Raw genomic sequence first — 23,069 nt, 5'->3', positions numbered from 1 at the left:
TTCAGAACAGTGCGGCGAGGAAATCCTCGATCCCGAACAGGAAAATCCCCGCACCGCCGATCATCACATGCGACACTGACACCGCCAGCAGCGAGTGCGTCCGCGCGAACAGCCAGCCCCAGAAGATGCCCGGCAGGAACGTCGCGAGCGCAAATGTCGGGTTGGTATGCGCATGCGCGGCGGCAAAGGCGAAATTCGATACCAGGATCGCCCAGGTCCGCCGCGTGAATTCCGAACCGTCCAAGAAGGCGTAAAGCGGTGCCTGAATGCCGCAGCGGGCCACGAACTCCTGAGCCGGGACGAACAGCGCGTAAAGCGCCGCGACGCCGGCATAAACCGCCCACGACATCTCCGGCGGCCCTGCGCCGCCGATCGGCGCGGGCGTGAGCAGGGAGAAATGGCCGAGGGCGGGGACGGTGGCGATCAACAGCCATTTCGCGGCGGCCATTCCGGCCAGAAAGATCAGCGACGCCTTGACCGCCAGGCTCAGGGCCGGCCGCCAATTGTCGAGGCGCAGACCGTAGAAAGCGGGGGGAAATCGGCTGAGACGGATGACCGAGAGGAACGCAGCCGCGAACATCAGGATCACCAGCGGCGTGATGCCGATCCGCGCCTCCGGGGGCAGATCGAGGCCGGCGATTGCGCCCAGCGCCAGCGTGTAGACCGACAGCATCGACAGCGCGCCGACCAGTACCAGCGCGATCGCGTTGCGGTAGCCAGCGAGCTCGGCCTCGTGCCGCAGCGCATCCACACGGGCGTCGAGGTTGTCGCGCAGCCGCGTGGCCAGATGGAAGGCGAGCTGGTTTTCCAGCGCTCGGCGGACTTTGCGCGGCAGTGATCCGCAGGGGATCGCGTCGAGGTCAAGAACGGCGGCAATAACGTCTGTCCGGCAGCGCGCGGTTGCGGAGGCAGGGCGCCGGTCCAGCAAAGAGACGGAGCCGACGATCTGCTCAGGTCCGCGCACGGCAACCTCATATTCCAGCGGCGCGCGGCTTACCGGATCATGGCCGCATTTGCAGATCGACACCTCGCCCGTAACGATGATGTAAAGCCGTCCGCCTGTCCGATCCCCTTCGCGAAACAGCGGCTCTCCGGCGCGCAACGCAATACGACGGAGGTAGGTCCGCAGCACGGCGTTCACTTCGCCGCGCAGGCTGGAGAACGGCTTTATGCGTTCGAGCTGGATGCCCGGCCAGACCGTAGCGACCGGGAGTACGGGCTGGGTCGGATCGGGCCGGTCTGCCTGTTGATCGGTGCCTACGCCACCGACGAATGAGGCTGTGGTATCTGCTGCCATGTCCATCCGTTCCGCGCGGCTCCGAACTTCGAAGATGATACCGATCAAGTATTGATATTGGCTCACCCACCCTGTCTCGAACAGGCACGGTTGCACGGCTTTGAGGCGTCGTGATCCAACGTGAAGGCGGCTGGCGAAAAAGACACAAGGGCATCCCGCCCGCATGAGGGCGAGCCCTATTCAGTTGCATGCGGCATCCCGGTTCGGCACAGTCGCCGTCGGAGCTGTTGGCCGCTTTCCTGCGGTTGCTGGCGGGTTTCGGCCGCGCTTGCCCGCGTATTCAGCGCCTATTCATTTGCCATGTCGCATGGTTAAGCCGAATAGGCAGGTTGGGAGGCACTCATGACTGCGAAACTGTCACGCATGGGACGGGCGCTGCTACTGGGACCGCTCATCGGGTGGGCGTCGGTGACGGGCGCGGCGGCCCAGGACTTTTCCAAGCTGCAATGCCCGACGCTGACCGAATTGCGCATGGAGCTGCTCGTCCGTCACGGCTACTGCCCGCGCGACCGCTTCTACGCCCGCATGTTCAGCAAGCAGGTCGAGGGGTGCGACCCAACGCTCAGCGATTTGCAGGTGCAGGACAAGATTTTGAACAGCCCGGACACACCCGAAGCGGACAAGGAACGTTACGAGAAATTGCTCCGCTTCCTTCAGCGGAACAACTGCGAAATCTGAAGATTGGGGACACGCGGATCGCGGACAGGGCACAACGGCTTTCAGGCGAACGCGTCCGCGTGGTATTCAGCGTTAACAAACGGTCAACAGGGCCGGAGTAGCCGGGGGGGTACCAAGGCATGTCGCAACGCGAAACTGCCCAGTTGCCGCTGGTCTGGCGAGTATTCAAGATCATCGGCGACATCATCTGGGACATGCGCGCGCCGCTGCTGGTTTCGGTCGGCGCGTTCATCGTTTTCTACGTGCCCGGTCAAACCCGCGAAATCTACCGCGTGCTCGCGCTGGAGGTGGAAACGGCGCCCTACCGACCGATCATCTCGCTGATCCTCCTTGCGGGTCTCAGCTATTTCCTGTGGTCGATGTCGCGCTCGCTCTGGAAGAACTCCGTTGACATTGACCCGCACGTAACCTTCAGCCCTCTGGCGCGGTTCATCTCCCACGTCTTTTCGATGCTGATCGCGCTTTTGCCGATCATTGGCGTACTCATGGCGATGATGCCGTCCGGCGTGGGCTCGACCGTGGAGCTGATCGCAGAGGTGGGCATTCCCGGCGCCGAGGATCGCGAAACGGTCGGCGGGCAATTCGCGGTCGTCTCGCGCGACATCGTCCAGAGCTTGCGGGGGCAGAACGATTTTCCTCCCTATATCAGCGAGATCGTCGACAACTATAACCAGGTGGCGGTCTATCTGCTGATCGCCATCCAGGCGACGGCGGCACTCCTGCTGGTTATGTTCCTGTTCCTCCTGTGGCGCGCGTTTCGCCCCGGGTCGCACTTCGCCAAGCAGCCGTTCTCGCTGTGGTATTTCGTTCCGATCGTACTTGCTCTCGGCGCGATTATCGCGCTGGTGGCCGCGCAGCCCATCATCCGCTCGCTCGGCGGGGGCCCGTTGCTCGTCACATGGATCATCACGGGCGTCGGCAGCTTCGCCATCATCTGCCTCTTCCTGATGGCGCTTACCTATCTGCTCGCTGGCTGCACGCGAATCTATGACGTGATCGGCATTCCGGCTGTCACAATCCTCGTCTCCGCGGCGCTGATCTTCGCGTTCTTCAACTGGAACAACAATCACAAGGTCCGTCTGCAGCCAGCCAATCCGGAAGCTGAGGCGCAGCCGGACGACCTCTACATCGCCTTTCTCGATTGGCTCGATAACCGGCCGGATGACCGCAAGCGGCTTTATGCCGATATCGGGAACCAGAAATATCCTGTCTATGTGGTCGCGGCGCAGGGCGGCGGCGTATATGCGGCCAATCTGGCTGCGCTGACCATGGCGCGGCTGTACACGGCGTGCCCGGCACTGCGCCATCACGTCTTCGCCATCAGCGGCGTGTCCGGCGGCAGCCTCGGCGCGAGCGCGTTCAATGCTTTCTGGATGCAGGCCCGCCGCAACCAGAGCCCGGAGGTGATGGGAGATCACTGCCAGCTCCAGGCCAAGACGGACGGACGCATCAGCGCGCTCGAGCAGAACATCCGCACCTACCTCGGCCACGACTTCCTGTCGCCGGTGCTGTCGGGCGCGCTGTTCCCGGACTTCTTCCAGCGTTTCATCGTGCCGGGCTTCGGCGTGCTTGACCGCGCCCGCGCTTTCGAGGCGAGCCTGAACCACGCCTGGATCGACACGAACCGCAAGCTGGGCAACGAAACGGCGGACAACGCGCCGACTCCATTCGAGCGGAATTTCCTCCGCGCCTCGGCCGATTTCCGCGATCCGCAAGTGCAGGCGCCCTCGCTGGTCCTCAACACGACCAGCGTGGAGACTGGCGAGCGCTTCGTCGTGGCACCGTTCCTGAAAGACCCGATCGTGCCAATGGAGTTCGTGTACCCCATCATGGCGCAGGGCGACGACGGGATGCCCGCCGAGCACGACATCTCCCTTGCGACGGCGGTGAGCCTGAGCGCGCGCTTCCCGATCATCCTGCCGCCGGGTGCCTACCCGCGGCAGATCTCGCCGTTTCACTTCTCACAGAAGAACCTCGTGGACGGCGGTTACTTCGAGAGCTCGGCCATCGAGACGGCGATCGACCTCGTCAACGGAATCAAGCAGCGATTGCAGCGCCTGTCCGACACGCTTGATGTTCAACCGGAATTCCGCATTATCATCCTGAACGAGGATTTTACAGCCGATCTGGAGCCAGCCGGGCTGACCGAGTTCGGCGCGCCGGTGATGACGCTGGACAAGACGCGCCGCCGGCGCGGCCAGTTGGCGAAGTGGCGCGTAAAGACGGGTGAGGCGTTCGAGCGATTCTATGCCGTGGAGCTACAGCACGATTATTTCTACATGCCGCTGGGCTGGCATCTGTCAAAGACGACGCAGAACATGATCGCCGAGCAGATCGGATTCCCGAGCGAGTGCAGGATCCCGGCCTACACCCCGGATTCAGAGACCGCCGCGATCTTCGGACGCAGCCCTTCGTTCCGCAACTTCATTCAGTTGGTGAACGAACTGAACAACAACCGCTGCAGTCTCGCCGACATCATCACCGAGCTGCCGCCCGCCCGGGCGCAGGCCGCCGTGGCGGAATGAACCGGCGCAGGTCGCCGGCACGCCGTCCACACGGCGCGCGGTTTCCGGACGGGGCTCGATCTGTGAAAATGCCGGTCTTATGAACCTGACGTCATCCGCATTGTTCCCGGGCATCTCGGACTTTTCCGTCGCGCTGGCGCTGGCGGCTATTCTCGGTTTCCTGGCGCAGATGATTCGGCTGCCGCCGCTGGCCGGCTTTCTGTTGGCCGGATTCGCGCTCAACGCGATGGGCATGCCGCACTCGCCTTTTATTGAAGAGATTGCCGATCTGGGCGTCATTCTCCTTCTGTTCACAATCGGCCTGAAACTCAAGCCCAGCGCATTGATGCGCCCGGAAATCTGGGGCGGCGCCTCGGCGCATGCGATCACGATCATCGCGCTGTTCTCCGTGCTGTTCTATCTGGCGCCGATATCCATGCTGACGCTCCTCGGCGTCGGAGACATCGGCGAGATCGTGTTGCTCGCCTTCGCGCTCAGTTTCTCCAGCACGGTGTTTGCGGTGAAGGTGCTGGAAGAGCGCGGCGGCGCCCGTTCGGTCGACGGTCGCACGGCCATCGGCATCCTGATCTTCCAGGACATCCTCGCGGTGGCATTCCTGACCTTCTCGACGGGAAAGCTCCCGTCGATCTGGGCGTTCGCGCTGGTCGGGCTCGTCCTGCTGCGCCCACTGTTGAGCTACCTGCTGGAGCGCGCGGGCAGCGGTGAACTGCTGCCGATGTTCGGGCTGTTCGCGGCGGTCGTCGTCGGCGCGACAAGCTTTCAGCTGGCCGGCCTGAAACCCGACCTGGGCGCGCTCGTGCTCGGCATGATGATGGCCAATCACCGTCGCGCGGGCGACGTGGCCGACTCGCTGTTCACCATCAAGGAGGTGATGCTTGTCGGCTTCTTCCTGAATATCGGCCTTATCGGCGCGGTCAAACTTGATCACCTTTTATTGGCGCTCGGGCTCGTGCTGCTGGTGCCGATCAAGTCGGCCCTGTTCTTCCTGATCCTGTCGCGCTTCCGGCTTCGGGCGCGCTCATCCTTCCTCGCCGCGGCCAGCCTGTCGAGCTACAGCGAGTTCGGCCTGATCGTTGGCGCGGTCGCCTATGAAAGCGGCTGGTTGGCGGCAGACGCACTGACGGTCATCGCGCTAGCGGTCGCGATCTCGTTCGTCGGCGCTTCCGTGCTGAACCTCAATGTCAACCGCGCCTACGCCAATCTGAGCGGCGTGCTCAAGCGCTTCGAGACCGTAACCCGGCGCTCCGGCGATCAGCCACTCGACACGGGCGGCGCACAAATTCTGGTCTTCGGCATGGGCCGCGTTGGCACCGGCGCCTACGATTTTCTGCGGGAACGCTACCGCGACAACATCGTTGTGGGTATCGAGAGCAATTCCGAGAAGGTGGCCAGCCACCGGGAGGCAGGCCGGAACGTGTTGCTCGGTGATGCAGCGGACAGCGACTTCTGGGAACGCATGGAGGCGGCCGGGAAGGACTTCCGCGTGGTGATGCTGGCCATGCCCGACCATCAGGTGAACATGTATGCGCTGCAGCAGATCAGGCGGGCGGGCTTCGGCGGCTTCATCGCCGCGCTGGCGAAGTACCCGGAGGACGCGACGGCGCTCAAGGAGGGTGGCGCACATTGCGTCTTCAACATGTATGCGGAGGCCGGCGCGGGCTTTGCAGCCAGCGTTGCCGAACTGCTCGAAGGCAGCACGGCAGATCTGGCGGCCCAATGATACATTCCTTCGCGCGACGATCTTGTTGAATCACGCGCCATATCCTTTATAAGCGCGGGAGCCGCAGTTGCGGGCGCGGACGCGCGCCCCGACGCTTTTCTGGCCAACAGGCGCACGGCGCGAGCTGAATGCCCAAACGCACCGACATTGACTCAATTCTGGTGATTGGCGCCGGACCGATCGTGATCGGCCAGGCGTGCGAGTTCGACTATTCCGGCACGCAGGCGTGCAAGGCGTTGAAGGCCGAGGGTTATCGGATCGTTCTGGTCAACTCCAATCCGGCCACGATCATGACTGACCCGGAGCTGGCCGACACGACCTATGTCGAGCCGATCACGCCGGACTTCGTCGCCAAGATCATTGCGCGGGAACGGCGCGAGCGCCCGAACGAGCGCATGGCGCTCTTGCCCACCATGGGCGGGCAGACCGCGCTCAACACCGCGCTTGCGCTGGATCGCGACGGGACGCTGGCGAAATACGGTATCGAGATGATCGGCGCGAACGCCGCTGCCATCGACATGGCCGAGGATCGCCAGTCCTTCCGCGAAGCGATGGACCGGATCGGCATCGCAACGCCGCGCTCGATGCTGGTGCACAGCCTGAACGAGGCGCTGGGCGCGCTGGACTATGTCGGCCTGCCCGCAATCATCCGCCCAAGCTTCACCCTTGGCGGAATGGGTGGCGGGGTTGCGTACAATCGCGAAGAATACCTGCACATCATCGAGCGCGGGCTGGACGCCTCCCCGGCGAACCAGGTGCTGGTCGAGGAATCGGTGCTCGGCTGGAAAGAGTACGAGATGGAGGTCGTCCGCGACAAAGCGGACAACTGCATCATCGTCTGCTCCATCGAAAACGTCGACCCGATGGGCGTGCATACCGGGGACTCCATCACGGTCGCCCCGGCGCTGACGCTGACCGACAAGGAATATCAGCAGATGCGCAACGCCTCGATCGCGGTGCTGCGCGAGATCGGCGTGGAGACCGGCGGCTCCAACGTGCAGTTCGCCGTCAACCCCGAGACGGGCAAGCTCGTGGTCATCGAGATGAACCCGCGCGTGTCGCGCTCCTCCGCGCTGGCGTCAAAGGCCACGGGCTTCCCGATCGCCAAGGTAGCCGCGCGGCTGGCGGTCGGCTATACGCTTGACGAGCTGGACAACGACATCACGCAGGGCGCCACGCCCGCGAGCTTCGAGCCGACGATCGACTACATCGTCACGAAAATCCCGCGCTTTGCCTTCGAGAAGTTCCCCGGCAGCGAAGAAACGCTGACGACCTCCATGAAGGCGGTCGGCGAAGTTCTCGGCCTCGGTCGCAGCTTTCCCGAGAGCCTGCAGAAGGCGCTGCGCTCCATGGAAACAGGGCTGACCGGGCTGGATGACATCACCCTTGAGGGGCTTGGCCGCGGCGACGACAAGAACGTCATCCGCGCCGCGCTCGGCACGCCGGCGCCCGATCGCATCCTGAAAGTGGCGCAGGCGCTGCGCCTCGGTGTCGACCACGAGCAGGTCCAGGCGTCCTGCAAGATCGACCCATGGTTCATCGAGCAGCTCCAGGCCATCATTGACTGGGAGAACTGGGTTCGCGAAAACGGTCTGCCGGAAGACCCGGCCCATTTCCGCACGCTCAAGAGCGTGGGCTTTTCCGACGCGCGGCTCGCCACGCTGACGGGTACGACGCCGCAAGAAGTCACGGCGAAGCGACGCGCGCTCGGCGTCAACCCGGTGTTCAAGCGCATCGACACCTGCGCGGCGGAGTTCGCCTCGCCGACAGCCTACATGTACTCAACATACGAGAGCGGCCTGTTCGAGGAACCGGTCTGCGAGGCGCAGCCGTCGGACCGGCAGAAGGTCGTCATCCTCGGAGGTGGCCCAAACCGAATCGGCCAGGGCATCGAATTCGACTACTGCTGCTGCCACGCGGCTTATTCGCTGTCGAATGACGGCTACGAGACCATCATGGTCAACTGCAACCCCGAGACTGTCTCGACCGACTACGACACCTCCGACCGCCTCTATTTCGAGCCGCTGACCGACGAGGACGTGATGGAGATCATCCGCGTCGAGCAGCAGGCCGGCACGCTCAAGGGCGTGATCGTGCAGTTCGGCGGCCAGACGCCGCTGAAACTGGCCAAGGCGATCAAGGAGGCCGGCGCACCGATCCTCGGCACCCCGCCGGAATCCATCGACCTCGCAGAGGACCGCGACCACTTCAAGATGCTCGTGGACCGGCTTGACCTTCGTCAGCCGAAGAACGGCATCGCCTCCAGTGTCGAGCAGGCGCAGATGGTCGCCGAGGACATCGGCTATCCGCTGGTGATCCGCCCATCCTACGTCCTGGGCGGTCGCGCGATGGCGATCATCTATGACGAGACCGATCTGCAGGATTATATCGACCATACGCTGGCCGGTTTCGTCCCGCCCGATCTCCGCCACAAGTTCCAGGAGAGCAGCGCCCGCGTGAATGCCCTGCTTGCAACCAATGCGCTGCTGTTCGACACTTATCTGCGCGACGCGATCGAGGTTGATGTCGACGCCATCGCCGATGGCGAGGATGTGTTCATCTGCGGGATCATGGAGCACATCGAGGAGGCTGGTGTGCATTCGGGCGACTCCGCCTGTTCGTTGCCGCCGCACTCGCTCCCGGCGCATCTGATCGAGGAATTGAAGCAGCAGACCCGAAAGCTCGCTCAGGAGCTTGCCGTCGTCGGGCTGATGAACGTGCAGTTCGCCATCAAGGATGGCGAGGTCTATCTGCTTGAGGTCAACCCGCGTGCCAGCCGCACGGTCCCCTTCGTTGCCAAGGTGATCGGCCTGCCGATCGCAGGGTTGGCCGCAAGCGTCATGGCGGGCAAGAAGCTCGCCGATCTGAGGATCGAAGCACCGGCGTACAGGCATATCGGCGTGAAGGAAGCGGTGTTCCCGTTCTCGCGTTTCCCCGGCGTCGATCCGGTTCTCGGCCCGGAAATGCGTTCAACCGGCGAGGTCATGGGACTGGACGACGACTATGCGGTGGCCTTCGCCAAGAGCCAGATCGGCGCGGGCAACATGCTCCCGGCCTCTGGCACCGTCTTCATCTCGGTCAAGGATGCCGACAAGGAACGCATCCTCGGCCCGGCGCGCGACCTCGTCGCTATGGGCTTTCGAATCGTCGCCACGCGCGGCACGAAGCGCCACCTCGAAGCGAACGACATTCCCTGCGAAAAGATCAACAAGGTGCTCGAAGGTCGTCCGCACATTGTCGACGCGATGAAGAACGGCGACGTGCATCTGGTTTTCAACACCACCGAGGGGGTGCGCGCGCTGGCCGACAGCGCTTCTATCCGCCGGACTTCGCTGCTTTATCACATCCCGTACTACACAACGATCACCGGCGCCCTCGCCGTTACACAGGCGATCAAGGCCATGCGGGCGGGAATCCTTGAAGTTGCACCGCTGCAGGAATATATCGCCCGTCAGCGCTAGGCGGCGGGCATTGCATTACGACCCGAAACGCTGCTTCAATCACAAATGCACTCAGTGAAATCCGGCACTGAACCGGAATCAGGAGACGGCTGGAAATGTCGCAAGAAAAAATTCCTATGACTGCTGAAGGTTACGCCTCGCTTGAGCGAGAAGTGAGACGCCTGAAGTCGGAGGAGCGACCGCGCATTATCCAGGCCATCGCCGAAGCGCGCGAACACGGCGACCTTTCGGAGAACGCCGAATACCACGCTGCGAAAGAGCAGCAGAGCCTGAACGAGGCGCGCGTAGCCGACCTTGAAGACAAGCTTTCGCGCGCGCAAGTTATCGACGTCTCGAAACTTTCCGGCGATACTGTGAAATTCGGCGCGACGGTAACGATCGTCGACGAGGAAACCGAGGAGGAATTGCGGTATCAGATCGTCGGTGACGACGAAGCCGACGTGAAGCAGGGCCGCATCGCCATCAGCTCGCCGATTGCCCGCGCCCTGATCGGCAAGTCCGTCGGCGACAGCGTCGAGGTTGTCACGCCCAAGGGCAGCAAGGACTACGAGGTCCTCAAGGTCGAGTTCATCTAGGCGCGCAGCCGGTGCCGGCGCAGCGACCTGAAAAGGAGTGGGAGACATGAACTACGTGCGTACAGCGATGCTGCTGGCATTGCTGACCGCTCTTTTTGTCCTCGTCGGCTACGCCATCGGCGGTCAGTCGGGCATGGTGATCGCCTTCGTGATCGCTGCCGGCATGAACTTCATCAGCTACTGGAACGCCGACAAGATCGTGCTGCGCATGAGCGGCGCGCAGGAGGTCGATGAACGCACGGCGCCGGAGCTGTATGACATCGTCCGCCAACTCGCGCGCAACGCGAACCTGCCGATGCCAAAGGTGTATCTGATCCACGAAGACCAGCCCAACGCCTTCGCGACGGGACGCAACCCGGAAAATGCGGCCGTGGCCGCGACCGTCGGGCTTTTGCGGAATCTGAGCCGGGAGGAGGTTGCGGGCGTGATGGCGCATGAGCTTGCGCACGTCCAGAACCGCGACACGCTCATCATGACGATCGCCGCGACGATCGGCGGCGCTATCTCGATGCTGGCGCAATTCGGTCTGCTGTTCGGCGGCTCGCGCGACAACAACAGCCCCTTCGGGATCATCGGCATTCTGCTCATGGTAATCCTTGCACCGATCGCCGCCGCGCTGATCCAGATGGCCATCAGCCGCTCGCGCGAGTATCAGGCCGACCGCCTCGGCGCCGAGATTTGCCAGCGACCGCTGTGGCTGGCCTCCGCGCTGGAGAAAATCGCTGGGGCGGCCAAGCGCGTTCAGAACCAGCATGCCGAGCGTAATCCAGCAACCGCGCACATGTTCATCATCAACCCGCTGGCCGGACTGCGCATGGACAACCTGTTCTCGACGCACCCGCCGACCGATGAGCGCATCTCCCGACTGCGCGCCATGGCGAGCGAGATGGGCCAGGGCGGCGTCAGCGCGGCCGAGGGCGGTCCATGGGGAACGCGCCAAGAAGGCCCGTGGGGCTAGATGGCGAATAGCGCCGGTCAGGGCGCGACATCCGTGAGCCAGGCGACCAAACGAAAATCCGGCGCGCACGCCCTCCCCACAGGCTTCGCTGCGCGCGACCTCTGCGCGCGCATTCTCCGACAGATCCTCGCCAAATATCAGCCGCTCGACGAGACGCTCGGTCTGCTCGACGGGGCCGAAACACCGCTCGCGCCGAACGACCGGGCCTTCGTCCGCGCGATTGTCAGCACGGCGCTGCGCCGCAAGGGCCAGATTGACGATGCGCTGGCGCGCTTCATCACATCACCGCTACCCGACAAGCGCGGCCTGCTCGATGAAATCCTGCTGACGGGAGGGGCACAGCTCCTCTTCATGGAGACGCCCGCGCACGCCGTCATCAACATCGCCGTGGAGCAGACCCGACGCGACAAAGGGGCACGGCGCTTCGCTTCGCTCGCCAACGCCGTGCTACGTCGTGTGGCCGGCGCGGGCGCCGACATCGTCGCCGCGCAGGATGCCGCCCGACTCAACACGCCGGATTGGCTCTGGAGCCGCTGGGCCGCGCATTACGGCGACGCCGCCGCCCGCGCGATCGCGGAACAGCACCTGATCGAGCCGCCGCTTGACCTCACCGTGAAGGCCGACCCGGAGCGATGGGCCGAGCGGCTCGGCGGCATCGCGCTGCCGACGGGGAGCGTGAGGCTCGCGGCGCGCGGCCGGGTCGAGGCGCTAGACGGCTATGGCGAAGGCGCATGGTGGGTCCAGGACGCCGCGGCGGCGCTGCCCGCGCGCGTGCTCGGCGACATCGCAGGGCAACGCGTGGCCGATCTGTGCGCGGCGCCGGGCGGCAAGACCGCGCAACTGGCCCGAGCCGGCGCACAGGTCATGGCGGTAGACCAGTCGACCAAGCGGCTCGAGCGCCTGCGCGAGAACATGGCGCGGCTGGGCCTGACAGCCGAGACAGTCGCCGCCGATGTGACCACGTGGCGACCAGACGCGCCCTTCGACGCTGTTTTGCTCGACGCGCCCTGCACCGCGACCGGCACGATCCGCCGCCACCCGGACATCCCGCATCTGAAGCGCCCCGCCGACCTGGAAAAGCTCGCCGACCTGCAAACGCGTCTGCTCGACAACGCAGTGACGATGCTCCGGCGCGGCGGCGTCCTGGTCTACTGTACTTGCTCGCTGGAACCGGAAGAGGGGATCCGACAGATCGACCGGCTTCTTGCGCAGCGCGACGACCTCTCACTCGAACCAATCGACCCGGCCCCGCTCGGCGCGCGCCCGGAATGGACCCGTTCGCCCGGCATCCTTCGCACACTGCCGCATCAACTGCCGGCGGAAGACCCGGCCATGAGCGGCATCGACGGGTTTTTCGTCGCCCGGTTGCGCAAGAGCGGTGCATAATCAATAGTTGCAGCGCGTCTCTATTCCGCCGCGAAGGCGTTGAAAGGTATACTCCGCGCGAAAGACAAACACCGGTAACGCAGCCGCCATGGCCACCAACGACGTGACCGAGAAAATGCGCCTGGCCGCGATGGCCGCCTCCCATGCGGGGCGCGCTGCCATGAAGACCGTGATCGGCTCAGCCCCGCTACGCTGGATCGCCGGTCCGCCTCCGGCCCACCAGTTCGTGCTGATCCCGCAGGACCTGCGCACGGCGGACCCTTCGCTTTCGGCGGAAATGTATGACGGCTACTTCGGCCTCGCCGGTGCCGTGGCGCCCATTGGTTCGGAGTCGCCATTTCGCGTGCGCCCACCCTCGCAGCCGTGGCTGCGCGAGCTGCACGCCTTTTCATGGCTGCGGCACCTCCATGCCGCGCAAGACGATGTCGCGCGTGAACGCGCCCGTGCCTTGGTCCGCGATTGGCTGGCCCTGGGCACGCGCGCGCCTGATCTGACCTGGGAGACGGATATCGCGGCCCGCCGGCTGATCGCCTGGCTGTCTCATGCCGGCTTTGTGCTGGAGCGCGCGGATGCGGATTTCTACGACGCCTACATGGCCGGGCTCACCCGTCAGCTTCACGCGCTCTCTCTTAGCGGACGCGACGAAGGTCAGAACGTTGCCCGGCTGCGCGCGCTGATCGCCTCGACGCTCGCGACACTGTGCATCGCCGAGTTCGAATCGCACCTGTCATCGTACACGCCCTCGCTGGCATCCGAGCTGGACCGGCAGATCCTGGCCGACGGCGGGCACGTTTCGCGCAATCCGGGCGCAATCATCGACGTGCTGCTTGATCTGCTGCCGCTGAGGCAGTGCTTCGTCAGCCGCGGCTTCGACGTGCCAGACGCGCTGAACGAGGCGATCTCGCGCATGGTACCGATGCTGCGCTTCATGCGGCTCGGGAACGGCGCGCTGGCCCGATTTAACGGCATGGCGGCCACCCGCGTCGACGAAATCGCGAACATCCTCGCCTATGACGACTCGCTGGTGCCGTCAGAAAACCTGACGACGAGATCAGGCTACGCGCGGCTGGCGAAGGGCGATACCGTGGTGATTGCGGATGTCGGCGAGCCGCCGCCGCTGTCGGCCAGCGAAGGCGCCTGTGCCGGCTGCCTCGCCTTCGAGTTCAGCTCCGGCGAAAACGAGATTGTCGTCAACTGCGGCGCGCCGGGCGACGAGGAGAGCGAGTGGCATATCGTCTCGCGCGCGACCGCCGCGCATTCCACGCTGACCGTTAACGACGCATCTTCCTCACGGCTCATCAAACGCCAGCTCCTGCAGCCGCCGCGCGAAATCTATCTGCTTTCCAACCCCAAGGCCGTGCGCAGCGAAATCTCCATCGGGAACGAGCAGGTGACGTTGCGCGGCGCACACGACGGTTACCGCGATCGCTTCGGCCTCTTGCATCAGCGCCTTCTGAAGCTGTCTAATGACGGGCAGCGGCTGGATGGCGTCGACCAGCTCCTTGACCCGCGGAAGAACGCCTCAAGCGCCTCGGCCGACACGATGTTCGCCATTCGCTTTCATCTGCATCCGCGCGTCAAGGTGAGCCTGTTGTCGGAGGAACGCGGCGCTGCGCTGATGCTGCCGAATGGCGAGCGCTGGCAGTTCAAGGCCAACGGTGCGACGCTGGAAATCGAGGAAAGCATTTTCCTGGCCGACCCGATTTTCCGCCGGCGCTGCCTGCAAATCGTGTTGACAGGGCCTTGCTATCCGCCGCCCAACGTGGAATGGAGCTTCCAGAGAACCAAGTCCGCGCCGGCCAAGCCCAGCCCCTTCGAGTGAGGTGAGCGGCCCGGCGACGGACCTCAGCCAACGCTGGGACCGCATATGCCTGACACAGAACCCGTTATCCGCCGTGCCCTGATTTCTGTCTCCGACAAGACGGGGGTGGTCGACTTCGCCTGCGAGCTGGCCGGCCTGCGCGTCGAGTTGATTTCGACTGGCGGCACCGCCTCGCTGCTGCGGGAGGAGAACCTGATCGTCCATGACATCTCCGAGGTGACCGGCTTCCCCGAGATCATGGATGGCCGCGTCAAGACGCTGCACCCGAAGGTTCACGGCGGCCTGCTGGGAACGCGAGATAATCCCCAGCACGCCCAAGCGATGGACCAGCACGACATCGCGCCCATCGACCTGCTTGTGGTCAACCTCTACCCATTCGCGCAGACGGTCGCGCAGGGCGCGGACTTCGCCACCTGCATCGAGAACATTGATATTGGCGGGCCAGCGATGATCCGGGCGGCGGCGAAGAACCACGCGCATGTCACCGTCGTCGTCGATCCGGCCGACTATCCGCTTGTGCTGGACGAGATGCGCCAGCACGGGCATGTCCGCGCGGGGACGCGCCGCGCGCTGGCGGCGAAGGCCTACGCACGCACCGCTGCCTATGACGCTGCTGTCAGCACCTGGTTCGCCGATCAGCTCGGCGAGACGGCGCCGAAATGGCGCAGTTTTTCGGGCGAACTCAAGCAGACGCTGCGCTACGGCGAGAACGCCCACCAGAAAGCTGCATTCTATGTAGGCGGCACTTCCCCTGCGCGCCCCGGCGTGGCGACCGCCCGGCAGGTGCAAGGCAAGGAGCTGAGCTACAACAACATCAACGACACCGACGCGGCCTATGAGCTTGTCGCTGAATTCGACCCCTCCGCAAGTGCGGCCGTGGCCATCATCAAGCACGCCAACCCCTGCGGCGTCGCGCTGGGCGACACGCTGGCCGAAGCCTATGACAAGGCGCTGATGAGCGACCGGGTCAGCGCGTTCGGCGGCATCATCGCGGCGAACCGCACGCTCGACGCCGAAGCCGCGGCAAAGATGATCGAGATTTTCACCGAGGTCATCATCGCGCCCGACGCGGATCCAGAAGCGCTCGACATCATCGCGCAGAAGAAAAACGTGCGTCTTCTGCTCGCCGGAGGCCTGCCCGACCCGTCAGCCCAGGGCCTGCATCTGCGCAGCGTCGCGGGCGGGCTGCTGGTCCAGACGCGCGACAACGGGCGCATTGGGCGGGACGATGTCCGCGTGGTGACCAGACGCGCTCCGACTGAACGGGAGTTGGACGACCTGATCTTCGCCTTCCGCGTCTGCAAGCACGTCAAGTCGAACGCCATCGTGTATGCGCGCGACGGCGCAACGGTCGGCATCGGGGCGGGACAGATGAGCCGCGTGGATTCCGCACGCATCGCCGCGCACAAGGCAGAGGAATCGGCGCGCGCCAAGCGCGAGTCCGGTCTCGATGACGAAAAACCGAAACCCGCGGAAATGCCACAGGGGATGGTGGCCGCGTCAGATGCCTTCTTCCCCTTCCCGGACGGCCTGCTGGAGACGGCCAAGGCCGGGGCAACGGCGGTCATCCAGCCAGGCGGGGCGCAGCGCGACGACGAGGTGATCGCGGCGGCTGACGAGCACGACCTGGCGATGGTGTTCACCGGGATGCGCCACTTCCGCCACTGAGCGGGGCGGGCTTGACCCAAAGCATGGCGATAAACCCGGCGACAAGGAACACGCCGATACTGGCGATGCCTATCCGCTGACTGTCGCTGAGTGCCGTCACGCCCGCGACCAGAAGCGGTGCCGCGAAAGCGGTGATCTTGCCGGAAAACGCGAATAATCCGAAGAACTCACCCGACTTGTCCGGCGGCGCGATGCGCGCCATGAAACTGCGACTCGCCGACTGCAGCGGCCCGGCCGCAAGCCCGATAAGGATAGCGAAGCCGAGATAGGCCTGCTCCGCGAAGCTGGCCAAGCCCCCCAACTCCGGGCCGTTCGGGATCGGCACGACAAACAGCACGGAGTCGCGGTCGATCGACAGCGCACCGACCGCGCCAGTAATGAGCAACAGCAGAGCAGCGAGGATCACGGGTTTTGCGCCGACCCGGTCATCCAGCACGCCGCCGAGCGCCGCACCGATGCCCGCCGTGGCGGCGAGCACAATGCCGAACAGCCCCAGCGTGGCCGAGCCCCAGCCGAAAACCGACACTGCATAAATCCCGCCGAACGAGAAGATCGCCGTCAGGCCATCCGTGTAGAGCAGCCGCGCAAACAGGAAGCGCACAACATGCTTGTATTGCCAGACGTTTCGGACGGTCTGGGCGAACTCGCGCCAACCGCCACGCGCCGCCGCCGAGAGCGAACGCCGCGACCCGCGCAAATCCGGCGTGAACAGGAACAGGGGCAGCACGAACACAAGATACCACGCCGCCGCGAACGGCCCGGTGAAGCGCGCGCCCTCGCCCGCCTGCGGGTCAAGCGGCAGCACTGGCGCTAAACCCAGCATCGTCTCATCCCCGCCGTCCCGGACCAGCAGGAACGCTGCAAAGATCACCAGCGCCAGCAACCCGCCGGCATAGCCCGCGGCCCAGCCAAAGCCCGAAAGCCGTCCCTGCGCGCGCGGACCGACCAGTGACGGCATCATTGCGTTGGTGAGCACGGTCGAGAACTCGGCCGCCAGGATCGCCGCGACGATGGCCGCGATGATGAGCGGCAGTGCGCCCATCTCGCCTGGAACGGCGAACCACAGCGCCGCCTGCGATACGATGAACACAACCGACCAGCCGAAAATCCACGGCTTTAACCGTCCGCTCGCATCGGCCATGGCCCCGAGCACCGGGCTGAGCAGCGCGACCGCGACGCCCGCCGCCGCCGTCACGAAGCCCCAGAGCGACTGCCCGGCGACCGGATCGGTCATGAAGCCGTCGACGAAATACGGCGCAAAAAGGAAGGTCGTGATGAGCGTGTAAAACGGCTGCGCGGCCCAGTCGAACAGCACCCAGCCGCCGATGCCGAGTGGACCGGCGCGGGTCTGCGCAGGCGCTGCGCCACCGGCGACGCTGCTCATCCGGCAAGATCACGCAGCTGCGCGACGGCCACGGTCAGCTTGGCCAGTGTCGGCTCGCCGCCCTCGATCAGCGCGAGAATGCCGTTGCGAGTCCGCGCTACCGCCGCACTCGTCTGCTCGAACCAGGCATCGAAATCCGGATCGGTCTGCTGCACCTGTGCCTCGGCCAGAATGCGCAAGGTGAGCGCGCGCAGCGCCACCGCCGCAAGCTCCATCGTTGTATTGACCGCCAGCCGGTCATAATAGTCGGTCTGTGCCAGCTCTTCGGCAACGCGGCGCAGCGCGTCCATGCAGAAATAGCCGGACAACTGGTAATAGACCCGCGCGGTCTGGAGCAGATCATAGCCGCCCTCCTCAGCGGCCAGGATGATGTCCGGCGCATCGCCCAGCGCGCCAAGCTTGGCCAGCTTCCCGGCAAGGCTTTCCGGCACGCCGCCGGTGACGTATTCCGCCTGCGTCACCTCCACATGCTGTGCCTGCTCTCTCGGCAAGACCGCGTGCAGGTTGTCGGAGATGCGCGCGATACCATCGCGGTAGCGCGAGATGACCGGCTCCAGCCCGCGCTCGAACTTGCCGTGGCGGAGGAACCAGGCGGTCTGGCGGCGCAACTCGTCTTGGAGCCGGAGATAGAGATCAAGCTGGCGCGCGCCGTCGATCTTGTTGTCGATGGCGTCGATGGCGTCATAAAGCCGGCGGAACCCGTAGCTCTGCATCACCGCCGCGAAGGCATAGGCGATCTCGTCGGCGGAGTTGCCGGTCTCCTGGATGAGCCGGACGATGAAGGTCGAGCCGCCGCGGTTGATGATCGCGTTGGCGAGTTGCGTTGCGATGATCTCGCGACGCAGCGGATGCGCCTCGATCTCGTCGGCGAATCGGGTGCGGAGCGTCTCGGGGAAATAGTCCTGCAGCGCGTAACTCAGATGCGGATCCCGGCAGACCGGCGAGTCAACCAGGCGGTCGTAGAGGTCGATCTTCGCCCAGGCGAGCAGCACTGCCAGTTCCGGCCGGGTTAGCGGCTGGTTCTGCTGGCTGCGGCCGCGGATTTCCGCATTGCTTGGCAGATCCTCGACGTCGCGGTTGAGTCCGTTGTCCTCAAGAGCCTCAATCAACCTTGCCTGAAAGCCGAGATCGGCCAAGCCGCGGCGCGCGCCAAGGCTGATCGCCAGTGTCTGCAGGTAGTTGTTGCGGAGGCAGTCATGCGCAACTTCGTCCGTCATGCTTGCGAGGATCTGGTTGCGCTCCTCCCGCGTGATCTTGCCGGCGCGTTCGGCCTTGCCCAGCGCGATCTTGATATTGACCTCGAAGTCCGACGAGTTCACCCCGGCCGAGTTGTCGATCGCGTCGGTGTTCACGTGACCGCCGCGCATGGCGAACTGGATGCGCGCGCGCTGGGTGATGCCCAGATTTGCGCCCTCGCCGATCACGCGCACGCGCAGCTCGCTCGCGGTCACCCGGGTGGCGTCGTTGGCGCGGTCATTGACGTCGGCGTTCGTCTCACTGTCTGCTCGCACGAACGTGCCGATGCCGCCGAACCACAGCAGGTCGGCTTTCATGCGAAGGATCGCATTGATGAGCTGGTTCGGCGTAACCTCTTCGGCTTCCAATCCCGTCAATTCGCGGATTTCCGGGGTGAGCGGAATCGCCTTGGCGCTGCGGCTGAAGACCCCGCCGCCTTTCGAGATCAGACTTCGGTCATAGTCCTGCCAGGTGATCCGCGCGAGGTCGAACAGGCGTTTGCGCTCGGCCCAGCTTGTCGCCGGGTCCGGGTCAGGGTCGATAAAGATATCGCGGTGATCGAACGCAGCGAGCAGGCGGGTCTGTTTTGACAGCAGCATCCCGTTGCCGAACACGTCACCCGACATGTCCCCGATCCCGATCGCTGTGAACGGCTCGTTCTGGATGTCGTGGTTCAGCTCGCGGAAATGGCGTTTCACCGCCTCCCAGGCGCCGCGCGCGGTAATACCCATCTCCTTGTGGTCATAGCCGGCGGAACCACCCGAGGCGAAAGCGTCATCGAGCCAGAAGTCGTTCTCCTGGGCGATCGCGTTGGCGATGTCGGAGAAGGTCGCCGTGCCCTTGTCGGCCGCCACGACCAGATAGGCATCGTCCCCGTCGCGACGCACCACGCGCTCAGGCGGGATAACGAGGTCTTCCTTGAGGTTGTCGGTGATGGACAGCAGGCTCGAGATGAATTGCTTGTAGCAGGCAACGCCTTCTTCCATCCGCGCTTCCCGGCCGGCATTGGCCGGAATTTGCCGCGGATAGAAGCCACCTTTGGCCCCCTGCGGCACGATCACGGCGTTCTTCACCTGCTGCGCCTTGGCCAGCCCCAACACTTCGGTGCGGAAATCCTGCGCCCGATCCGACCAGCGGATGCCGCCGCGCGCGATCGGCCCGCCGCGCAGATGCACGCCCTCAACGCGCGGCGAATGGACGAAAATCTCGGCATAGGGATGCGGCAGCGGAAGCCCCTCGATCTGCTTGCTGACCAGCTTGAAAGCAACGGTTGCCGGGCCGCCATCAACCGGGCCTTGACGATAGAAGTTGGTGCGCATGGTCGCCTGAATGACGTTCAGGAAGCGCCGCAGGATGCGGTCTTCATCGAGGCTTGCGACATCGTCGAGAGCGTCCTCAATCCGAGCGGCGATCGCGTCCGGGTCTTCTGCCTCGGCCGGGTTCAGGTCGGGGTCAAAAAGCCGGTGGAACAGCGCGATCAGGTCGCGCGCTATCTCGGGATGCCGCTGGAGCGTGCCGGCCATATAGCCCTGGCCGAACGGCGCGCCGATCTGGCGGAGATAGGAGCCATAGGCGCGGAACACCGCGGCCTCCCGCCAGGTCAGCCCGGCGCGAAGGATTAACCCGTTATAGGCATCGTTGACGGCCTGCCCGTACCAGACGCGAAGGAAACCGTTCTCCAGACGCTCGCGCACGGAGTCGATTTCGATTTCACCTCTGGTACTGGGCTCCAGCAGGATATCGTGCAGATAGACGGTGCGCCGTTCGCCGCCGTCCTGCGGCTCGACCGTGAAGGTCCGCTCCGAACTGGCGGCAAAGCCCATGTTCTCGAAAATGGGAACGCGGCGGCTCAGAGAGATCGGCTCATCGAGCTGATACAAGCTAACGCGAACCTGCCTCGGCCCGCAGCTTTCGTCCTTGCAGAACTCGACCGTAATCGGGGAGTCTGCACTCAGCTCTTCGAGCTTCTGGATGTCGCCGAGCGCGCGGTTCGTGGAGTTGTATTCTTCGTAGCCCGCCGAAAAGGCATCGCCGTAGCGGGCAATCAGGGCACTGGCGCGTTCGCCGTAGTTTTCACGCAGCCGGTCGCGTAGCGTCTCGCGCCAGGATCGAACGATATTCTCGATCTGCTGTTCAAGGTCTTCGGGCGCCGCGCCGATCGGCTCCGCGCCGGTGCGCCAGACGATGACGTGCAGACGCACCAGCGGCGCGTTGGTGAAGAACGGCGTGGCCTTCGTCACCTCCCCGCCGAACGCCTCGGCCAGGTACTCGCAGATGCGCACGCGCTTTTCCGTCGAGAAGCGGTCACGCGCGACATAGATCAGGACCGAGGCGAACCGGCCGAACGTGTCATAGCGCACGAAGGCGCGCGTCTGTGGCTTGAGTTCGAGCGAGAGGATTTCTGTGGCGAAGGAGAGGAGCTGATCCACGTCGATCTGGAACAGCTCGTCGCGCGGATAGGTGTCCAGAACCGTCCGCAGCGCGCGCCAGGAGTGGCTCTGCTCGGGAAAGCCCGATCGGTCGAGCACGAGTTTCGCCTTGCGCCGAAGAAAGGGAATATCCTCGACCGACCGGGTATAGGCCGAAGCTGTGAACAGGCCTGCGACACGGATTTCGCCGACCGGATGCTCTTCCCGGTCGTAAAGCTTCAGGCTGATGGTGTCCATGTTCACGCGCCGGTGGACGCGCGAGCGCAGATTGCCCTTGGTAATGATGAGCGGCTCAGGGCGCAGAAACACATCGACCGCCTCGGAGCGCATGCTCGTGCCCTCGCCAGGCTGGCGCAGCAGCTTGGCGTTGATGTCCCGCAGGATTCCGAGGCCGGATTCCGGGTCCGGGATCAACTCGGGCGGCTCGCTGTTCGGCTCGAACCGGTAATTCCGCATCCCGAGGAACACGAAGTTGCGATCCGAAATCCATTCCAGAAAGCGGATCGATTCTTCGCGCTCATCCTCCGGCACGGGCGGGTGGCCCGTCTTGTAACGCTCGACAGCCTCGCGGAAGCGGCCCATCATCGGCTTCCAGTCCCCAACGACCGCCCGCACGTCCTCCAGCGTCTGGATGATTGCCTTTTGCAGAACATTCCGCTCGGTCTCCGACGGAATGTCCTCAAGCTGGATGACCATGACGCTTTCCAGCCCGGCTTCCGGCATCTCCTCAACCGGCGGCTCCTGCGCCGTGTGGTCGTCCAGATAGAGCAGGCGACAGTCCGGGTCGCGCCCGACATGCAAGATCGGGTGGGCGATCCAGTCGAGCTTCAGGCCGCGGTCGATGATCTCGCCGAGCACCGAGTCGACAAGGAACGGCATGTCGTCATTGACGATGTGCACCACCGACCGGGTCGCACCGTTCGGACCTGTCGGCGCGCGGCCTATACGGACATTCGGCGTACCGCGCTGACGCTGATAGAAAAACGCGAAGGCCTCGCGCGCCAGAGCCGCCAGCGCCTGCGGGTCCGACTGGCGCAGATCCGCCTCGTTCAGGTCGGCGTAGAGCAGCCGCGTGAACGTCTTGAGGTTCTCGATGTCGGTGACATGGGCGGAGGCCGCGATCGCCTCGAGCGCCGCCAGAACGTCATCGAGGCTGGAGGTGGAAAGAGGCTCGACGGCGGAGACCATGACGCATCCTGTTTTTATGTGGGTATCCGGAAGTTCTGTCACGTGCGCGACAGGTAATGATCGTGCGCGTCGTTAAGCAGCGTGCCGCATAATTAGGCATAGAACAAGGCCCGCCGCAGCACCGCACACAGTGCGCATCAATCTGTTTACGATTTTCGCCGTCCAGCTTTGCCGCCCCTGACGCGAGCGGATAGTGTGGGTGTATCAAGCTGAAACGGTGATCCCTCATGAAACATTTGAGTTTGTTTGTTGCTCTCGGCGTTCTCGCGTTTGCCTTCGGGCTTTCGGGGGATGTTCAGCCCGCCCATGCCTTCGGCGATTGGTGGCGCGGTGACGGCGGCTGTACCGTCAAGCATGAGCCGCGTGTACGTCATCGCGTTGTGCGGAAGCATGTCGTCAAGCGCCCCGGTATCTACGAAATCCACCGTCGCTCCGGCGTGTACGGTTACCGGAAGGTAAAGGTGCGCACGCGCTCAGGCCGCATTGTCTACCGCAAAAAGCGGGTTCTGCTGAAACCGTATGAAAACATTGTGCGCTATCACGAGCCCAAGGAACGCTGGGTCTACAAGCGGCAACGCATCTACGCGCCGGCGCCATCGCGGCCCCGCGGCGCCTGGCCCGACAGCTGCTGAGCCGCGTTAAGTCGACGTTTACCGCAACCATGATCCCTTATTGCGCCGCACATTTTTGTTGCGGCGCAACATTTACCTGATTATTATTGCAAAAGTGCATTTCAGGTATG

At 64.3% G+C, this 23,069-nt stretch carries 13 protein-coding genes; 10 read left to right on the top strand and 3 right to left on the bottom strand.

Annotation, left to right across the window (positions count from 1 at the left end):
• Position 1: 1 nt before the first annotated feature.
• Positions 2 to 1,297 (bottom strand): cyclic nucleotide-binding domain-containing protein, encoded by a 1,296-nt coding sequence (locus BXY53_RS01705; RefSeq protein WP_170144294.1) that lies wholly within the window; start codon positions 1,295 to 1,297, stop codon positions 2 to 4.
• Positions 1,298 to 1,639: 342 nt separating this feature from the next.
• Here BXY53_RS01705 and BXY53_RS01700 point away from each other — a divergent pair, with 342 nt between their 5' ends.
• From BXY53_RS01700 to purH, 9 genes are all read left to right on the top strand, one after another.
• The gene (locus tag BXY53_RS01700; protein ID WP_147361466.1) at positions 1,640 to 1,975 is read left to right on the top strand and encodes a hypothetical protein; all 336 of its coding nucleotides are present in this window, start codon (positions 1,640 to 1,642) and stop codon (positions 1,973 to 1,975) included.
• A 119-nt stretch (positions 1,976 to 2,094) separates the two neighbouring features.
• Positions 2,095 to 4,500, top strand: coding sequence for a hypothetical protein (locus tag BXY53_RS01695; protein ID WP_119060213.1), 2,406 nt, complete (start codon positions 2,095 to 2,097; stop codon positions 4,498 to 4,500).
• Positions 4,501 to 4,579: 79 nt separating this feature from the next.
• On the top strand, positions 4,580 to 6,220 hold the full coding sequence (locus BXY53_RS01690) for a cation:proton antiporter family protein (protein WP_119060212.1): 1,641 nt from the start codon (positions 4,580 to 4,582) through the stop codon (positions 6,218 to 6,220).
• A 128-nt stretch (positions 6,221 to 6,348) separates the two neighbouring features.
• Positions 6,349 to 9,681, top strand: a complete 3,333-nt coding sequence (gene carB / locus BXY53_RS01685; protein WP_119060211.1) for a carbamoyl-phosphate synthase large subunit — start codon at positions 6,349 to 6,351, stop codon at positions 9,679 to 9,681.
• 95 nt (positions 9,682 to 9,776) lie between these two features.
• Positions 9,777 to 10,256, top strand: coding sequence for a transcription elongation factor GreA (greA, locus tag BXY53_RS01680; RefSeq protein ID WP_119060210.1), 480 nt, complete (start codon positions 9,777 to 9,779; stop codon positions 10,254 to 10,256).
• A 46-nt stretch (positions 10,257 to 10,302) separates the two neighbouring features.
• Entirely contained in the window at positions 10,303 to 11,214 is a 912-nt protein-coding gene (htpX, locus tag BXY53_RS01675) for a zinc metalloprotease HtpX (protein WP_119060209.1), read from the top strand.
• A gap of 33 nt (positions 11,215 to 11,247) precedes the next feature.
• The gene (locus BXY53_RS01670) at positions 11,248 to 12,600 is read left to right on the top strand and encodes an RsmB/NOP family class I SAM-dependent RNA methyltransferase (protein ID WP_170144293.1); all 1,353 of its coding nucleotides are present in this window, start codon (positions 11,248 to 11,250) and stop codon (positions 12,598 to 12,600) included.
• 88 nt (positions 12,601 to 12,688) lie between these two features.
• The gene (locus BXY53_RS01665; RefSeq protein WP_119060207.1) at positions 12,689 to 14,422 is read left to right on the top strand and encodes a heparinase II/III family protein; all 1,734 of its coding nucleotides are present in this window, start codon (positions 12,689 to 12,691) and stop codon (positions 14,420 to 14,422) included.
• Positions 14,423 to 14,467: 45 nt separating this feature from the next.
• On the top strand, positions 14,468 to 16,090 hold the full coding sequence (gene purH / locus BXY53_RS01660) for a bifunctional phosphoribosylaminoimidazolecarboxamide formyltransferase/IMP cyclohydrolase (RefSeq protein WP_119060206.1): 1,623 nt from the start codon (positions 14,468 to 14,470) through the stop codon (positions 16,088 to 16,090).
• Here the strand turns inward: purH and BXY53_RS01655 are convergent.
• Both BXY53_RS01655 and BXY53_RS01650 read right to left on the bottom strand, forming a co-directional pair.
• The gene (locus BXY53_RS01655; protein WP_119060205.1) at positions 16,062 to 17,474 is read right to left on the bottom strand and encodes an MFS transporter; all 1,413 of its coding nucleotides are present in this window, start codon (positions 17,472 to 17,474) and stop codon (positions 16,062 to 16,064) included. The two genes, purH and BXY53_RS01655, sit on opposite strands and share 29 nt — an antisense overlap.
• Positions 17,471 to 22,327, bottom strand: a complete 4,857-nt coding sequence (locus BXY53_RS01650; protein WP_119060204.1) for an NAD-glutamate dehydrogenase — start codon at positions 22,325 to 22,327, stop codon at positions 17,471 to 17,473. Before BXY53_RS01650 ends, BXY53_RS01655 begins: the two co-directional genes overlap by 4 nt.
• 227 nt (positions 22,328 to 22,554) lie before the next feature.
• Here BXY53_RS01650 and BXY53_RS01645 point away from each other — a divergent pair, with 227 nt between their 5' ends.
• On the top strand, positions 22,555 to 22,959 hold the full coding sequence (locus BXY53_RS01645; RefSeq protein WP_147361465.1) for a hypothetical protein: 405 nt from the start codon (positions 22,555 to 22,557) through the stop codon (positions 22,957 to 22,959).
• Positions 22,960 to 23,069 lie beyond the last annotated feature (110 nt).

The sequence above is a fragment of the Dichotomicrobium thermohalophilum genome (assembly GCF_003550175.1).
GTDB classification, from domain to species: domain Bacteria; phylum Pseudomonadota; class Alphaproteobacteria; order Rhizobiales; family Rhodomicrobiaceae; genus Dichotomicrobium; species Dichotomicrobium thermohalophilum.
This window is presented reverse-complemented; position numbering and strand designations above follow the sequence as displayed.

What these genes read in the sequence shown, in the direction of transcription:
- BXY53_RS01705 (WP_170144294.1), bottom strand. Translation starts at nt 1,297, where the DNA reads ATGGCAGCAGATACCACAGCCTCATTCGTCGGTGGCGTAGGCACCGAT.
- BXY53_RS01700 (WP_147361466.1), top strand. Translation starts at nt 1,640, where the DNA reads ATGACTGCGAAACTGTCACGCATGGGACGGGCGCTGCTACTGGGACCG.
- BXY53_RS01695 (WP_119060213.1), top strand. Translation starts at nt 2,095, where the DNA reads ATGTCGCAACGCGAAACTGCCCAGTTGCCGCTGGTCTGGCGAGTATTC.
- BXY53_RS01690 (WP_119060212.1), top strand. Translation starts at nt 4,580, where the DNA reads ATGAACCTGACGTCATCCGCATTGTTCCCGGGCATCTCGGACTTTTCC.
- carB (WP_119060211.1), top strand. Translation starts at nt 6,349, where the DNA reads ATGCCCAAACGCACCGACATTGACTCAATTCTGGTGATTGGCGCCGGA.
- greA (WP_119060210.1), top strand. Translation starts at nt 9,777, where the DNA reads ATGTCGCAAGAAAAAATTCCTATGACTGCTGAAGGTTACGCCTCGCTT.
- htpX (WP_119060209.1), top strand. Translation starts at nt 10,303, where the DNA reads ATGAACTACGTGCGTACAGCGATGCTGCTGGCATTGCTGACCGCTCTT.
- BXY53_RS01665 (WP_119060207.1), top strand. Translation starts at nt 12,689, where the DNA reads ATGGCCACCAACGACGTGACCGAGAAAATGCGCCTGGCCGCGATGGCC.
- purH (WP_119060206.1), top strand. Translation starts at nt 14,468, where the DNA reads ATGCCTGACACAGAACCCGTTATCCGCCGTGCCCTGATTTCTGTCTCC.
- BXY53_RS01655 (WP_119060205.1), bottom strand. Translation starts at nt 17,474, where the DNA reads ATGAGCAGCGTCGCCGGTGGCGCAGCGCCTGCGCAGACCCGCGCCGGT.
- BXY53_RS01650 (WP_119060204.1), bottom strand. Translation starts at nt 22,327, where the DNA reads ATGGTCTCCGCCGTCGAGCCTCTTTCCACCTCCAGCCTCGATGACGTT.
- BXY53_RS01645 (WP_147361465.1), top strand. Translation starts at nt 22,555, where the DNA reads ATGAAACATTTGAGTTTGTTTGTTGCTCTCGGCGTTCTCGCGTTTGCC.